Source organism: Actinospineispora acaciae DSM 45401 (assembly GCF_000620785.1).
Taxonomy (GTDB): domain Bacteria; phylum Actinomycetota; class Actinomycetes; order Mycobacteriales; family Pseudonocardiaceae; genus Pseudonocardia; species Pseudonocardia acaciae.
Window position 1 is genome coordinate 1399722 of record NZ_JIAI01000002.1, and the last position, 14717, is coordinate 1414438.

Below are 14717 nucleotides of genomic sequence, written 5' to 3' on the forward strand. Positions count from 1 at the left end.
GAAGAGCCGTAAAACACAATCGTCTGGCGAGGCCGACGAGTTTTTCTCATGTAGGCGCGAACTCGTCCCGGCAGAAGTCGATGAACGCCCGGGCGCGCTGGGTCAGCCGCGCGGACTCGGGGGTCGCCAGCACCACGCCGACGTCGGGCACCTCGTCCCGGATCTCCAGCATGACCAGCGGCAGGTTCTCGTAGCTGACCTCGATCGAGGGCCGCTGCGCGAGCACCGACCAGCCGATGCCCCGCGCCACCAGCGCCCGGACCGACTCGAAGTCCACCGCCCGGTGCGAGACGTCCGGGGTGATCCCAGCGCGCACGAACAGCTGGGTGAACCACTCCTCGTTCGGCGGGTAGTCGATCATGATCGCCGGGTACTCGGCGACCTCGCGCAGGTAGACGGTGGGATGGGCCGCCAACGGGTGGTCGGCCGCGACGAGGATGTGCGGGCGCATCCGGTACAGCGAGATCGTGGCGATCCCGGGGCCGATGCCGATGTCGTAGGTCAGCGCCACCTCGCACAGCCCGCCGAGCAGCCACTCCTGCAGCTCGGCGGCCGATCCGTCCCGGAAGCTGATGCTCACGCCGGGGTGGCGGCGCGGCAGCTCCCGCAGGATGCGCGGCATCAGGAACGGCGTCAGCGTGGGGAAGCTGCCGATGGTCAGCCGGCCGGACAGCTCCTGGCCGAGGCTGCGCACGCTGGTCTCCAGCTCGCCCGCGTGTTCGAGCAGCCGGCGCGCCTCGACCAGCAGGTGCGTCCCGGCGGGCGTGAGCGAGAGCCCGCGCGCCTTGTGCCGCAGGAACAGCTGCGCCCCCAGCGCCCGCTCCAGCTGCGCGATGGCCAGCGACACCGCCGACTGCGAGATCAACAGCCCCTCGGCCGCGCCGGACATCGTCCCGGTGTCCGCCGCCGCGACGAAGTACTCGAGCTGGCGCAGGGTGACCCGCGTCGACCTCATGAGTTCAGTCTATCAAGGTTAGAAGATTGATGTATTTTACAAATGGCGAGGCGACGTGTTTCCGTTTCGGAATGGCGGAACTGCTGTACACCGGTGGCGTCGTATACCCGTTCGAGGACGGCAGAGCCGATCCGGTGGAGGAACTGTTGGTGCGCGACGGCAGGGTGGTGGCGTACGGGGCCGACGGCGAGCTTGCCGACCGCGCGACCAGGAGAGTCGCGCTGGACGGCGCCACCGTGCTGCCCGGGCTGATCGACACGCATCCGCATCTGCTGCATTTCGGGTCGCTGGCCGAATCGCTGGTCCCGCTGTGGGACGCCGCGTCGCACGCGGACATCGTGGCCCGGATCGCCGAACGCGCGCGGCGGACCGCGCCGGGGGAATGGGTGATGGCGAGCCCGGTCGGCGAGCCGCACTACTTCATCCGGAGATCCGCCCGCGACCTCGCCGAAGGACGGTTACCAGACCGGACGGTATTGGACCGCGCGACCGAGAACCATCCGGTGGTGATCCAGTCCTGGGCGCCGTCGCTGCCGAACGTGCTGGCGTTCAACAGCATGGCGCTGGCGAAGCTGGGAATCGACGCGTCCACCCCGGATCGAATCGGCCATGTCTGGGTGGGCAAGGACGCGGCCGGAAATCCCACCGGGCTGCTCCGGGGATCGGTCACGAACTATTACAGCTACGACGATTTCGCCCATTCGTTGTGGCGGAGGATCCCGTTCCTGAACTACGACGACCTGGTCCCGGGTACGAAGACCGCGATGCGCGCCTACAACGCGCTCGGCGTCACCTCGGTCTACGAGAACCACATGCTGGACAAGCCGCTGCTCGACGGTTACCGGGAGCTGCGCCGCCGCGACGAGTTGACCCTGCGGGTGCTCGCCTCCCAGGAGGCCGAGGCCTACGGCATGCCGTGGAGCCGGCCGCGCGAGCCCGAGGACTTCCGGCGCAGGCTCGACAGCGCCGCCGCCGAGCTGGACCTGACCGACGACTACTTCCGGTTCAACGGCCTGTCGCTGATGTGGGACGGCACCGGCGCGGTCGGCGGAGTCATGATGTGCCGCCCGTACCTGGGGCCCTACGGCGAGCGGACCGAGGGGTTCCACAACATCGCGCCGGACAAGGCCGAGCAGGTCATCCGGTTCTGTGCCGAGCGGCGGATCCGGCTCAACGTCGCCTGCATGGGGTTGAAGGCGCACGAGGAATGCCTGCCGTTGCTGGAGGCGGTCGACTCCGAACACGACATTCGCTCGCTGCACTGGGTGCTGGTGCACGCGCAGTTCATCACCGGGGAGCAGGTCCGCCGATACCGCGCGCTGGGCATGGACGTGACCACCTCGATGTCGTTCGCGTGGGGCGAAGGGCACCTCTACGCCGAGCGGATGGGCGCCGAGGAACTGGCCGACCTCAGCCCGCTGCGCCGTTTCTTCGACGCCGGATGTCATCTCGCCGGCGGCAGCGACTGGGGGCCGAAGAACGCGTTCGAGCACATCCAGCTCGCGCTCACCCACGAGTTCGCCGGCTCCGGACACCGCAACCTCGGGCCGGCGCAGCGGATCAACCGCGCCGAGGCGGTGCGGATGTGGACCTGGGACGCCGGAAAGGTGCTGCGCTGGGACGGCATCGGGCACCTCTCGCCGGGGGCGCACGCCGATTTCGTGATCGTCGACAGGGATCCGTTGACGTCCGACATCGACGACATCGGGAAAACCACTGTACTTCGCACGGTGTTCGACGGGAGAACCGTGCACGACACCGGGGAGCTTTCATGACCGTGAAATATGAGGATTACCGGAATCTCGCGTTCGAATGGCCGTGCGACGGCGTGCTGAAGATAACCATCGACCGGCCGCACCGGCACAATGCGGCCGACGAGGTGCTGCACGGCGAGCTGGTGCGCATCTGGTCGGACGTCGACGGCGACGACCGGGTCCGCGCGGTGCTGATCACGGGCCGGGGCCGCGCGTTCAGCGCCGGCGGCGACTTCGACATGATCGAGCGGAACATGACCCGGTTCGACACCCGCGCCCGGAACTGGAAGCAGTCGGCCCGCCTGGTCTACGACATGGTCAACTGCGGGAAGCCGATCGTGTCCGCGATCAACGGCGCCGCCGCCGGCGCGGGCCTGACCGTCGCGCTGCTCGCCGACGTCTCGATCGCCGCCCGGTCGGCCAAGCTGGTCGACGGGCACACCCGCCTCGGCGTGCCGCCCGGCGACCACGCCGCCATCGCGTGGCCGCTGCTGTGCGGCCTGGCCAAGGCCAAGTACTACCTGATGACCTGCGACGCGATCGACGGCGAGACGGCCGAGCGGATCGGGCTGGTGTCGCTGGTCGCGGACGACGACCGGCTGGCCGACACCGCGCTGGAGGTGGCCTCCCGGCTCGCCCAGGGCCCGCCGACGGCGCTGCGCTGGACCAAGTACGCGCTGAACAACTGGCTGCGCGCGGCCGGCCCGATCTTCGACGCGTCGCTGGCCCTGGAGTTCCTGGCCTTCACCGGACCCGAGCCGGTGGAAGGCCTGGCCGCGCACCGGGAGAAGCGGGCCCCGAGCTTCTCGCCCGACTCACCGGTCTGACAGCGCCCGTGATCGTCTCCGACATCGTCGAGCACTTCGCCGCCGCCACCCCGGACCGGACCGCCGTCGTCGACCGGGGCCGGGAGATCGGCTATGCGGCGCTGAACGAGCGCATCCGCCGCCGGGCCGCCGCCGTGGCCGGCCTCGGCGTCCGCCGGGGCGACCGGGTCGCCACCCTGTCCGCCGACCGGGTCGAGCACCTGGAACTGATCTGCGCGCTGTCGCGGGTGGGGGCGGTCTGGGTGGCGGTGAACCACCGGCTCACCCTGCCCGAGGTCGCCCACATCCTCGCCGACAGCGGGGCCGTCGGGCTGTTCTACTCCGAGGAACACCGCGAGCTGGCGCACGAGGCCGCCGCCACCGGCGGGGCGTGGGCGCGGCCGCTGCGCGACGAGCCGGCGGCGGGCCCGGGAGGGGAGCGACCGTCCGCCGGTGACGACTTCTGCATCATGTACACCAGCGGCACCACCGGGCGTCCCAAGGGCGCGGTGCTGACCCACCGGCAGTTCCTCGCCGGCGCCTACTACCTGGCGTGCGGCGCCGGCATCACCGCCGCCGACCGGATCCTGCTCGGCCCGCCGCAGTTCCACGCCGGCGGGGCGATCTACCAGTTCGCGCACCTGCTCGCCGGCGCGTCGGTGGTCCTGCTGCCCCGGTTCGACCCCGAGCTGGTCGAGCGGGCCGCCGCCGCGCACGGGGTCGGCACGCTCGGGCTGGTGCCGACGATGATGCACGCGCTGGCCGACCGTCGCCCGCCGTCCCAGGGCCGGGTGCGGCGGGTGCTCTACGGCGGCTCGCCGGTGAGCCGGTCGGTGCTGCGGCGGATGATGGCCGCCTACCCGGTCGAGTTCGTCCAGACCTACGGGCAGACCGAGGCCGGGGTCATCGTCACGATCCTGGACGGCGACGCGCACCGCGGCGCGCTGGCCGGCGACGAGCGCCTGCTGGCCTCCTGCGGGAAGCCGCTGCTCGGCTACCGGGTGCGGCTGGACGGGGTTACGGGCGGGATCGGCGAGGTCATGGTCGACTCCGAGTCCGTCATGCGCGGCTACTGGCGCCGGCCCGAGGCCACCGAGGCGGCGCTGGCCGGCGGCTGGCTGCGCACCGGCGACATGGGCAGCCGTGACGAGCGCGGTTTCCTCTACATCCACGACCGGAAGAGCGCGATGATCATTTCTGGCGGGGAGAACGTCTACCCGCTGGAGGTGGAGCGGGTGCTGGCCGAGCATCCGCTGGTCGACGAGGTGGCCGTGATCGGGGTGCCGGACGAGCGCTGGGGCGAGGTGGTCAAGGCCGTCGTGGTGTCGGCGGGACGGCGCCCCGAGCTGGCCGAGCTGCGGGAGCACTGTCGCGGCAGGCTCGCCGGTTTCAAGATCCCGAAGCTGCTCGAGCACCTGCCGGTGCTGCCGCGCAACGCCGCCGGCAAGGTGACCAAGCACCGCCTGAGCTCACATCTGGTCGGCCAGCCGGTCCGCGGCGTCGACGGCGACCTCGATGGCCCGGGCCGCGAGCGGTGACCGGGTGCGCCTGGCCGGCCAGTGCAGGTACGTCTCGCGGGCGGGCGCCGGTTGCAGTTGGTGCACACGCAGCCGGTCGTCCGACCAGGCGCCGGTGCCGCGCAGGGCCAGCCAGGGCAGCACCGCCGAGCCGATGCCCGCCCGCACCATCGCCAGGATGGTCTCGTGGCCGGTGGTTCGGAACACGATCCGCGGCCGCCCGCCGTGGCCGGCGAGCTCGCGTTCCAGCCAGGTCTGGTGATAGGTCGGCGGCCAGGCGACCATCGGAGCGTCGTCGAGCAGCGGCACCGGCACCGGTCCGTCGGGGAACGCGCCGGCGCCGGCCACCAACAGGTACGTCTCGTCGAACAGCTTGACGCTCTCGACGTCGCCCTCGATCCGGCCGTCGAAAAACAGCAGGTCGAGGTCGCCGATGTGCGGACTCTCCGGCCGCACCTCGGACAGCCTGATGTCGCAGCCGGGGTGCTCGTCCAACAGCCGGCGCACGACGGCCGGCAGGATCAGGTTGGACACGCCGGGGAAGGTGCCGATGTCGATCCGGCCGTTGCCCGCCCTGAAGCGGTCGACGGCGTCGGCCAGCGCCTCCGACTTCGCCAGCAGCTCGCGCCCGTGGGCCAGGACCACCTCGCCGAGGGGAGTGATCCGCACCGGCCTGGGACCCCCTGGCCGATCGAAGACGGAACCGCCGACGGCCTTCTCCAGCGCCGCGATCTGCTGGCTCACCGACGACTGGGTGTAGCCGAGCCGACCCGCCGCCCGCCCGAACGTGCCCTCCTCGGCGATCGCGGCCATCGTCCTCAGATGGCGAAGCTCGACGTCGGCCATGACACCAGAGCATAAAACGATCGAACCAATCGTCAGGCATCGCTATTCGTAATGGATCGCACGGCGCCACCGGTGACGCGCAGCAGCTCGAGCTTGCCCGCGTCCGCGCTCCCGCCCGCCGCCGTGTACGTGACCACACGCAGGTCGGCACCGGGAACGACGAGCACGTCACAGTCGAGCCGGATGTCGCCGACCTCCGGGTGCCGGATCGTCTTCCGCTCGCCGGCGTGCGGGGCCGCCGTCGCGGTGGCCCAGTAGCGGGCGAAGGCCCCTGACGACCCGAGCAGCCCCTGGACCCGGCGCCGGAGCCGGGCGTCCGAGGGGTAGCGGGACGCGGCGTCCCTGAGGTCGGCGACGATCGACGCGGCGAAGGCGTCCGCGCCGCGCTCGGACCACACCAGCCGCGACGCCGCGCGCCCGGTGCCGTCGCCGAACAGCGCGGCGGCCAGGTTCCGCTCGGCGGCCGGGACCTCGGGCGGGTCGCCGAGCAGGGCGCTCCACATGTCGTTCCACCACGCCAGGGTCCAGTCGGCGGTGAACACCCCGACCGGAACCTCGCCGAGGCGCGCGGCCAGCCGCTGGATGCTCGCCGGCACGTGCGCGCTGATCGTCCCGTCCTGTGGCGGGAGCAGGCCGGCGGCGCGGAACAGCTGGTCACGCTCGGCGCGGGACAGCTGCAGCGCGCGGGCCAGGGCGCCGACGACCTGCGCCGACGGGTTCGTCGCGCGGCCCTGCTCGAGGCGCAGCACGTAGTCGACGGACAGCCCCGCGAGCTGGGCGAGCTCCTCGCGCCGCAAGCCGGGGGATCGGCCGCGTCGCCGCGCGGCGCATCCTGGCCGAGTCGCCGGACACCCACCTCGTCGCGGTGGCCAGGGACGCGGCCGGTGCCCGGCTCGCGTTCGGCGGGTCCTCGGTCACCCACGTCGCGGCCGACCTCGGGTCGCTGCGCGGCGTGCGGGCGGCCGCCGCGCGCATCCGGGAGCTGCTCGACGCCGGCGAGCTGCCGCCGCTGCGCGGGTTCGTGGGCAACGCCGGCGTCCAGTACACCAACGCGCTCACCGAGACCGAGGACGGACTCGAGGCCACCTTCGCGGTGAACGTGCTGGCCAACCACCTGCTCGTCCGGGCGTTGGGCGGCCACTTCGGCACGCCGGCGCGCGTGGTGATCACCGTCAGCGACACCCACTTCGGGGATCTCCGGCACAACCTGGGCCTGGTGCCCGGCCCGGCGTGGTCGGCGCCGGAGGTGCTGGCCCGCCCGGGCGCGTTCGCCCGGCCCACCACCGCGACCGCCGGCAGCACCGCGTACTCGACCAGCAAGCTGGCCGCCATCTACCTGGTGCACGAGTACGCGCGCCGGCTGCCCGGGATCGATGTGATCGCCTACAACCCGGGTTTCGTGCCCGGTACCGGCCTGGCCCGCAACGCCGGCCCGCTGGCCCGGTTCGCGATGCGCCGCCTGCTGCCGGTGATGGCCCGCACGCCGCTCGCGACCGGCCAGGACGCCGCCGGCCGCCACCTCGCCGACGTCGTGCTGGGCCGCACACCCGCGCCGACCGGCTCCTACGTGGACCGGCACCGGGCGGCCCGCTCGTCGGACGAGTCCTACCACCCCGAACGCGAGCGCGAGCTGTGGGACGCCGCCGAGCGGCTCACCGCTTCCTACCCGAGCCGACCGTGCCACGGCTGTCACGGGTGAGTAGCCTCGCCCGCGTGCGGCGGTGTTCGGTGGAGTCGGCGTGGGCCCCGTTCGCGGGGCGGCGTCGGTCCGGGGCAACCCCGGGCAGCAGGTACTCAGCACCGCATGGCGTCCCGCGCGCGACCGCACGGTTGGTGCCCCGGCGCGCGGATGACAGGGAGAACCGGTCCTCCGACGCCGCCGCACACCGATGGCGGTGAACTGGCTGTCGTTGGCGCAGCGCGCGCTCGACGGGCCCTGGCTGCAGGGACCGCTGGCGGAACGGCTCGGCGACGAGCTCGACCCGGCCGCCGCCGAACGGCTCGCCTCCGCCGTGCTGGCGCACCGGCCGAGGATGCCCTGGACCGAGCAGGCCCGGTTCGCGCGGGAGCTGGCGGAGATCCCGGACGTGGTCGCCGCCCTCGCGCCGGGCAACGGCCGAGGCCCGAGGGTGCTGGTCTCTCCGGAGTGGCGGCCGGTCTGGCGCTGGCCGGTGCCGGAATGGACCACCACCGAGCACCTCGCCCACGCGCTGGACCTCACGCCGGGCGAGCTGGCCTGGTTCGCGGACTCGCGCGGTTGGCTGCGGCGGCACCGCGGCGGTCCGCTGCCGCACTACCGTCACCGCTGGCTGCGGACCCGAGGCGGCGTGCCCCGGCTGTTGGAGGCGCCCAAGCCCCTGCTCGCCGAGCGCCAACGCCGGCTGCTGCGCCACCTGCTGCGGGCGATACCCACCCACCCGGCCGCGCACGGGTTCGCCAGGGGCCGCTCCGTCCTCACCTTCGCCCGCCCGCACGCCGGGAAGGACCTGGTCCTGCGGTTCGACCTGGAGGGATTCTTCAGCTGCATCGGCGCGGCCAGGGTGGCCGGGCTGATGCGGTGGGCCGGCTATCCGGGCCCGGTGGCCACCGCGCTCACCGGGCTGATGGTCACCGCGACACCGCCGCCGGTGCTGCGCGAGGCCCCGCCACCGGCCGGACCCGGACAGGTGGACGCCCGACGCCGGCTGCTGACCCGTCTCGCCGGGACCCACCTGGCCCAGGGCGCGCCGAGCTCCCCGGCGCTGGCCAACCTGGTCGCCTACTCGCTGGACCGCCGGCTGAGCGCCCTGGCGCGAGAGCGTGGCCTGGCCTACACCCGCTACGCCGACGACATCGCCCTGTCCGGGGACCACGCCACCTCCGTCCCGGCGCTGCGGCGCGCTGTCTCGCGGATCGCCCGCGACGAAGGTTTCCGCATCCGGGCGGACAAGACCCGGGTGATGCCCTCGCACCGGCGCCAACGCCTGACCGGCCTGGTGGTCAACGCCGAGCCGGCGGTGGCCCGCGACGAGTACGACACGCTGCGGGCGCTGCTGCACAACTGCGCACGCACCGGCCCGACGGAGCAGAACAGAACCGGGCACCCCGACTTCGCGGCGCACGTCCGAGGGCGCATCGCCTGGGTCGCCGCGACCCATCCCGGGCGCGGCGAGAAGCTGCTCGCCCAGTACCGCGCGATCCGCTGGCCCACACCATCGTGACGGCCGATCGAGGTAGCATGACCTCGGCTAGTCCTTCCAGGTGGAAATATTGGATAGTGCGCCCGTCGTTGATCGGCCCGAGGAGCCTGTGACATGGGAGATGACCGTCCCGAGCCGAGGGCGGACCTGCTGGCCAAGATCGATGCGACCAAGCAGCACCCCGCCCGGGTCTGGAACTACTGGCTGGGCGGCAAGGACAACTACCCGGTCGACCGGGAGGCCGGGGAACAGTTCGCGTCCCTCTATCCGGAGATCCGCAAGGCGGCGAGGGAGTCCCGGCAGTTCCTGATCCGGGCGGTGCGGTTCCTGGCCGGCGACATGGGCGTCCGCCAGTTCCTGGACATCGGCACCGGGCTCCCGACCATGCAGAACACCCACGAGGTCGCCCAGTCCGTCGCGCCCGAGTCGCGAATCGTGTACGTCGACAACGACCCGCTCGTGCTCGCCCACGCCCGCGCGCTGCTCACCAACACCACGCCCGAAGGCGTGACCACCTACGTCGACGGCGATGTCCGGGAACCGGACCTGATCCTCTCCGACGCCCGCAACGTGCTGAACTTCGAACGGCCGACCGCGGTGCTGCTGCTCGGCATCCTCGGCCACGCCGCCCAGACCTTCGAACAGGCCCGGTCCATCGTCAACCGCCTGCTCGACGCCGTGCCGTCAGGCAGCTATCTCGTGATCCTGGACGGCGTCGAGATCGGCGACGATGGCCTCCGCGAGGCGACGGCGCTGCATCAGTACCGCCTGACCACCCCCGACGAGTTCCGGTCCTACTTCCGCGATCTCGATGTGGTGGACCCGGGCCTGGTCCGCGTCAACGAATGGCGCCCGTCGGAGGACATCCACATCGGCACCTTCGAGCCGACCCGAGGCAGTTTCGCCTGCGTGGGACGCAAACCCTGATCCTCAGCGTTTGAACGCGTCCTTGACCTTCTCGCCGGCCTGCTTGAGGTTGGCCTTGAGCTGGTCGACGTGGCCCTCGGTCTCCAGCTCGGGGTCGCGCATGGACCGGCCCCTGTTCTTCTTGATCTTTCCCTTGAGCTCGTTGGCCTTGTTCTTGATCTTGTCGCCGGTACCCATTGTTCTTCACATCCTTTGAGGTGAGCGTTCCCGAACAGGCGGGATCAGCGTGGGCGGTCGGGGCGCGGAGGCGGGGCCGGTTACCCGGCCCGTCGGCGATCGCCGGTGTGCTCGACGCTGTGCTCGTACTCCGGGCCGAACCGTTCCCGCAACCGCTGGGTACGCCGGTACCGCGCGGTGTAGAAAGCCCCTGTGGCCAGCGCGATCACGACCACGGCCGCAAGGATGATCACAAGTGTCAAGGTGGCGTTACTCATGCCGACAGGTGCCCGGTGACCGGTCGGCCAAACAGGGCCGGCCGGCATTTCGGGCTTGCATCCGGTACCCGGGTACGGGCTTACCGTCGCGGTATGAGCGCTGAACATGCGGCCGGGCCGATGTCGTGGGCGTCGGAGGCGTGCACGTTGCCGACTTCGGAGCAACCGTTGCGAGAGGCCGAGTTCGACGAGCTGTTCGCCACCGCGGTGCGTGGCATCGAGCGGCGCGGGCCCGGGCTGCTGCGGCTGGAGCTCGACCCGACCGAGCCGGCGGCGGTGTCCTCGGCGGGGCTGCTGGCGCGCGAGACGAGCTGCTGCTCGTTCTTCACCTTCACCCTGACCGCCAGCGGCGGCAGGTTGATCCTGGAGGTCGGCGTGCCGTCGGGCCGGGTCGAGGTGCTCGACGGTCTCGCCGAGCGTGCCGCCGCGATGCAAAGCCGCTGGTCATCACCCGTGAGTGGTTAGCGTTGCTATGACAACGCTAACCACTCACGGCTTCTGACCAGCGGGTTTCACGAGCGGCTCGGTGGGGGCCAGTTCGTCCGCGAACTCGGCGAGGAAGCGGTCGATCATGGCGGTCTCGTACGGGTCGAGGACGTGGCGGGGGCGGCGGCAGGTCGCGGTGGCGGTGAGGCCGCGGCGCCGGGAGATCAGCTTCTCGGCGGCGATGATCAGCTCGACGTGCTGGAGCCAGTACGAGAGGTAGGGGAGCAGGCGCCGGTGCAGGTGCTCGGCCGCGTCGGCGCGGCCCTGCTCCCAGTCGCGCCAGATTCGCTGGTAGAGCTCGGTGAACGAGCAGCCGGGCTGGACGCCGACCGCGCCGCGGCGCAGGGCGTCGGGCAGCTGCAGCCCGCCGTAGCCGATCAGCGAGGGGATCGGGAGGTCGCCGGCGAGCAGGTCGGTGACCATGCGGCCGGGCGGGGTGGACTCGACCTTGACGCGGTGGAGGTTGTCGTGCTCGCGGCGCAGCGCGGCGATGGTCGCGGCGGTCAGCGCGGTGCCGGTCTGCGCGGGGGCGTACTGCAGCACGACCGGCACCGGATGGACGGCGTCGAGCACCGAGGCGATGTGCGCGCGGACGGCGTCGGGTGCCGGGCCGAGCAGGTGCGGCGGGAGCAGGTTGATCGCATCCGCGCCCGCGCGGACCGCGTCGACCGCGGCGGCGACCGCGAGGACGGTGGCGTGCTCCGGGACCGAGATGATCGCGGCGACGTCGGGCCGGTCGCGGGTGCGGGCGAGCAGGACGTCGCGCAGCGTGATGCGCTCGTCGCCGCCGAGCTTGTGGAACTCGGAGGCGAACCCGGGGAACATGACGCTGCTCACCCCGGTGCCCAGCACGTGGTCGACGAGCCGGCCGAAGCCCTCGGCGTCGATGTTCTCGTCGTCGTCGAACGGCACCTCGAGGACGGGGCTGACACCCCGGATCAGGTCGGCGGGGTTCATGGTCTCCATCCGAGCTCGTGGGAGATGGTGCTGGTCACGGCCCGAAGCTGGGGCAGCAGCGGTTCGAGCGCGGTGAGGTCCGCGCGCGCCTTGAGCGAGGTGACGGACACGGCCGCCATCACCTCGCCGGTGGCGTCGCGCACCGGCATGGCGATGCAGTTGACGTAGTCCTCGAACTCCCCGTCGTCGACGGACCAGCCGCGCTCGCGGACGGCGTCGAGCTCGGCGAGGAACGCGGCCCGGTCGGTGATCGTGGTGTCGGTGTGCCGTTCGAACGTGCAGTGGGCGAGCATGGCCTCGACGCGGTCGGCGGGCAGGAGCGCGAGGATGGCCTTGCTCACGCCCGCGGTGTGCAGGGACACGGGCAGGCCGATCTGCGAGTACAGGCGCACCGAGCGTGGCGGTTCGAGCTTGTCGGCGTAGACGATCTGGTCGCGTTCGAGCACCGCCAGGTGCACGGTGTGGGTGGTGGCGCGGCACAGCTCGGTCAGGCACGGGCGGGCCACCTGGGCGAGGTCGAACTGGTCGAGCGCCTGCTGGGCCATGCCGGCAAGGCGGTAGCCGACGCCGTAGCGTCCATCGCCCCGGCGGCGCACCAGCCCGCGCTCGGCCAGGGTCTCGAGCAGCCGCAGCGCCGTCGACCGGTGGACGCCGAGCATCTGGGCGACGTCGGACTGCGTGCGCGGCTCGATGCAGACGTACTCGAGGATCTCGATGGCTCTGGCAACGGTCTGGGACATGCCCTGGTTCCTCCGACGGAGCTTGACACCGACTCCGGCGCGCACCGAGACTAGCGAATAGCGCAATCGGTGTGCAACATATGCAACAAGGCTGGAAGGGTCGGATGGGCGGACTGGTGGATCGACCCGACACCGCGGGGTTGGAACGAACGACCATGCGTCGGGTCGCGCGGCGGCTGATGCCGTTGATCGTCGTCTGCTACCTGATCGCGTACATCGACCGGTCCAACGTGTCGATCGCGGCGCTGACGATGAACCAGGACATCGGGCTGACGGCCGCCGCGTACGGCCTGGGCGCGGGCCTGTTCTTCGTCACCTACATCATCTTCGAGATCCCCAGCAACCTCGCGCTGCACAGGTACGGGGCTCGGCGCTGGATCGCTCGCATCATGATCACCTGGGGGATCGTGACCGCCTGCATGGCGCTGGTGGTCGGCGAGAAGTCCTTCTACACGGTCCGGTTGTTGCTCGGAGCCGCCGAGGCCGGCTTCACCCCCGGCATCATCTTCTACCTGGCGCAGTGGTTCCCGAGCAGGCACCGGGGCCGGGCGATGAGCCGGTTCTACATCGGCGCGGCGCTGGCCACCGTCATCGGCGCGCCGCTGTCCGGGCTCGTGCTCGATCTCGACGGCCTGCTGCACATCGCGGGCTGGCAGTGGCTGTTCGTCATCTCCGCGCTGCCGGCGGTGGTGCTCGGGTTCGTCGTGCTCTACCGCTTCACCGACCAGCCGTCGCAGGCGCACTGGCTGCCCGCCGAGCAGCGGGCCTGGCTGGTCGACACGATGACCCGCGAGCAGCGCGAGGTCCGGTCGGCGCGGAAGTACTCGGTCATGGGCGCGTTGCGCAACCCGGGAGTGCTGCTGCTGGCGACGTTCTTCTTCCTGTACTCGTTCAACAGCATCGGGCTCACGCTGTGGATGCCGCAGGTCATCAAGGGCACCTTCGGCCACCCGAGCAACCTCGAGACCTCGCTGCTCACCGCCGTCCCGTACATCTTCGCGGTCGTGTTCATGCTCGTCGTGGGACGGCGGATCGACCGGGGCGGCAGCCACCACCTGCACATGGCCGTGCCGATGGCGGCCGCCGCGGTCCTGCTCGTGGGCAGCGTCATGGCCGGCCAGTCCGTCGCCGGGTTCCTGCTGCTCGCGGTCTCCACCGGCGTCGCGTGGTCGGCCGTCCCGGCACTGTGGGCCACGGCCACCGCGTTCACCAGCGGCATCGCCGCCGCGGCGGCCGTTGCGTTGATCAACTCGACGGCCAACATCGCGGGCCTGGCCGTCCCCCCGCTGATCGGGCGGGTGCACGAGGCGACCGGCACCTTCGTCGCGCCACTGATCATCATCGCGGTGGCGATGCTGGTCGGAGCGGTCGTCGCCCTGGTCTCGGCCAGGTTCACCGGCCGGGGCGGACTCGCCCGGTCGGCCGGCTGACCGTCAGGATCCGCCGGCCGTCCAGTGGTCGAGGTTCTCCTCGCGGGTGGGCGCGCGGCCGGGTGGGGCGGCTGTGTCGGTGTCAGGGTCGGTGTCGAGCATGCCGTCGAGGGCGAGCTGGAGGTAGCGATGGGCCAGCTCCCGGTCCCGCGCCGGCTCGCCGAACATCGGCCGGGCGTGCAGCGTGACCACGAGGGCGAGGTCGATGGCGGTCAGCCCGGGTCGTAGGTAGCCGGCCGCGGCCAGCACCTCGCCCAGGGCCGCGTGGGTGGCGTCCGCCGCGTCCACCAGCTCGGCCTCGGAGGCGACCTGGCCGGCCAGGCCGAACAGGATGCTGGCCGGCGAGTCCAGGTAGCGGTGCATGAACCGGACGAACCCTTCCGGGCCGCGCCGTACCCGCGGCAGGTACTCCTGGACCAGCTCGCGCGCCTCGGCCATGCCGGTCAGGCACAGCGACCGCACCAGGTCGTTCTTGCCCCGGTACCTGCGGTAGAGCGAGCCCTGGCCGACGCCGGCACGGACGGCCACCTCCGACATCGGGGCCCGCGGGTTCCGGGACAACACCTCGGCGGCCGCGATCACGATCTTGCGGTCGTTGTCGGCGGCTTCGGGCTCACGGCCGCGCAACCCTCGGGCGGTACTGGTCACGGATCACAGCCTATCCGAACGGACAAGATCTGTCCGAT

Annotated in this window: 16 protein-coding genes; 8 read left to right on the plus strand and 8 right to left on the minus strand. The window is 71.7% G+C overall.

What is annotated here, in order from left to right:
- Positions 1 to 46: 46 nt before the first annotated feature.
- Positions 47 to 955 (minus strand): LysR family transcriptional regulator, encoded by a 909-nt coding sequence (locus N912_RS0116375; protein ID WP_028923277.1) that lies wholly within the window; start codon positions 953 to 955, stop codon positions 47 to 49.
- A gap of 71 nt (positions 956 to 1026) precedes the next feature.
- Here N912_RS0116375 and N912_RS0116380 point away from each other — a divergent pair, with 71 nt between their 5' ends.
- From N912_RS0116380 to N912_RS52365, 3 genes are read left to right on the plus strand one after another with little or no spacing between them, the layout of a single operon-like run.
- A complete protein-coding gene (locus tag N912_RS0116380) occupies positions 1027 to 2730 on the plus strand; it encodes an amidohydrolase (RefSeq protein ID WP_028923278.1) in 1704 nt (567 codons plus the stop codon).
- Positions 2727 to 3536, plus strand: coding sequence for an enoyl-CoA hydratase/isomerase family protein (locus N912_RS0116385; protein ID WP_028923279.1), 810 nt, complete (start codon positions 2727 to 2729; stop codon positions 3534 to 3536). The genes N912_RS0116380 and N912_RS0116385 overlap by 4 nt, the downstream gene beginning before the upstream one ends.
- An 8-nt stretch (positions 3537 to 3544) precedes the next feature.
- Complete coding sequence (locus tag N912_RS52365) at positions 3545 to 5053, plus strand: AMP-binding protein (RefSeq protein ID WP_051580243.1); 1509 nt, start codon at positions 3545 to 3547, stop codon at positions 5051 to 5053.
- Here N912_RS52365 and N912_RS0116395 read toward each other — a convergent pair.
- Together N912_RS0116395 and N912_RS52370 are read right to left on the minus strand one after the other, a co-directional pair.
- The gene (locus N912_RS0116395; RefSeq protein WP_028923280.1) at positions 4985 to 5878 is read right to left on the minus strand and encodes a LysR family transcriptional regulator; all 894 of its coding nucleotides are present in this window, start codon (positions 5876 to 5878) and stop codon (positions 4985 to 4987) included. The genes N912_RS52365 and N912_RS0116395 overlap by 69 nt on opposite strands.
- A gap of 32 nt (positions 5879 to 5910) precedes the next feature.
- On the minus strand, positions 5911 to 6675 hold the full coding sequence (locus N912_RS52370; protein ID WP_037064487.1) for an MmyB family transcriptional regulator: 765 nt from the start codon (positions 6673 to 6675) through the stop codon (positions 5911 to 5913).
- Positions 6676 to 6683: 8 nt separating this feature from the next.
- Here N912_RS52370 and N912_RS52375 point away from each other — a divergent pair, with 8 nt between their 5' ends.
- The 3 genes from N912_RS52375 (at position 6684) to N912_RS0116415 (ending at position 9984) form a co-directional block, all read left to right on the plus strand.
- Positions 6684 to 7577, plus strand: a complete 894-nt coding sequence (locus N912_RS52375; RefSeq protein ID WP_051580325.1) for a Rossmann-fold NAD(P)-binding domain-containing protein — start codon at positions 6684 to 6686, stop codon at positions 7575 to 7577.
- A 190-nt stretch (positions 7578 to 7767) separates the two neighbouring features.
- The gene (locus N912_RS0116410) at positions 7768 to 9078 is read left to right on the plus strand and encodes a reverse transcriptase family protein (RefSeq protein ID WP_425415294.1); all 1311 of its coding nucleotides are present in this window, start codon (positions 7768 to 7770) and stop codon (positions 9076 to 9078) included.
- 93 nt (positions 9079 to 9171) lie between these two features.
- The gene (locus tag N912_RS0116415) at positions 9172 to 9984 is read left to right on the plus strand and encodes an SAM-dependent methyltransferase (protein WP_028923282.1); all 813 of its coding nucleotides are present in this window, start codon (positions 9172 to 9174) and stop codon (positions 9982 to 9984) included.
- Between the two features lie 3 nt (positions 9985 to 9987).
- Here the strand turns inward: N912_RS0116415 and N912_RS52380 are convergent, their stop codons facing one another.
- Together N912_RS52380 and N912_RS63545 are read right to left on the minus strand one after the other, a co-directional pair.
- The gene (locus tag N912_RS52380) at positions 9988 to 10161 is read right to left on the minus strand and encodes a CsbD family protein (protein WP_037064489.1); all 174 of its coding nucleotides are present in this window, start codon (positions 10159 to 10161) and stop codon (positions 9988 to 9990) included.
- Positions 10162 to 10241: 80 nt separating this feature from the next.
- The gene (locus N912_RS63545) at positions 10242 to 10394 is read right to left on the minus strand and encodes a hypothetical protein (RefSeq protein WP_156993615.1); all 153 of its coding nucleotides are present in this window, start codon (positions 10392 to 10394) and stop codon (positions 10242 to 10244) included.
- A 117-nt stretch (positions 10395 to 10511) separates the two neighbouring features.
- Between N912_RS63545 and N912_RS0116430 the strand changes: the two genes are divergently transcribed.
- Positions 10512 to 10883 carry a hypothetical protein gene (locus tag N912_RS0116430; RefSeq protein ID WP_211261249.1) on the plus strand — a complete coding sequence of 124 codons (372 nt, stop codon included), beginning with the start codon at positions 10512 to 10514 and terminating at the stop codon, positions 10881 to 10883.
- A gap of 24 nt (positions 10884 to 10907) precedes the next feature.
- Here N912_RS0116430 and N912_RS52385 read toward each other — a convergent pair whose 3' ends face one another.
- Both N912_RS52385 and N912_RS0116440 read right to left on the minus strand, forming a co-directional pair.
- A complete protein-coding gene (locus N912_RS52385) occupies positions 10908 to 11870 on the minus strand; it encodes a dihydrodipicolinate synthase family protein (protein ID WP_051580244.1) in 963 nt (320 codons plus the stop codon).
- The gene (locus tag N912_RS0116440; protein WP_028923284.1) at positions 11858 to 12601 is read right to left on the minus strand and encodes an IclR family transcriptional regulator; all 744 of its coding nucleotides are present in this window, start codon (positions 12599 to 12601) and stop codon (positions 11858 to 11860) included. The genes N912_RS52385 and N912_RS0116440 overlap by 13 nt, the downstream gene beginning before the upstream one ends.
- A gap of 155 nt (positions 12602 to 12756) precedes the next feature.
- Here N912_RS0116440 and N912_RS52390 point away from each other — a divergent pair, with 155 nt between their 5' ends.
- Positions 12757 to 14031: an MFS transporter gene (locus N912_RS52390; protein WP_211261250.1), complete on the plus strand. Its 1275-nt coding sequence runs from the start codon at positions 12757 to 12759 to the stop codon at positions 14029 to 14031.
- A 3-nt stretch (positions 14032 to 14034) separates the two neighbouring features.
- Here N912_RS52390 and N912_RS0116450 read toward each other — a convergent pair whose 3' ends face one another.
- Positions 14035 to 14679, minus strand: a complete 645-nt coding sequence (locus tag N912_RS0116450) for a TetR/AcrR family transcriptional regulator (protein ID WP_028923285.1) — start codon at positions 14677 to 14679, stop codon at positions 14035 to 14037.
- Between the last annotated feature and the right edge of the window lie 38 nt (positions 14680 to 14717).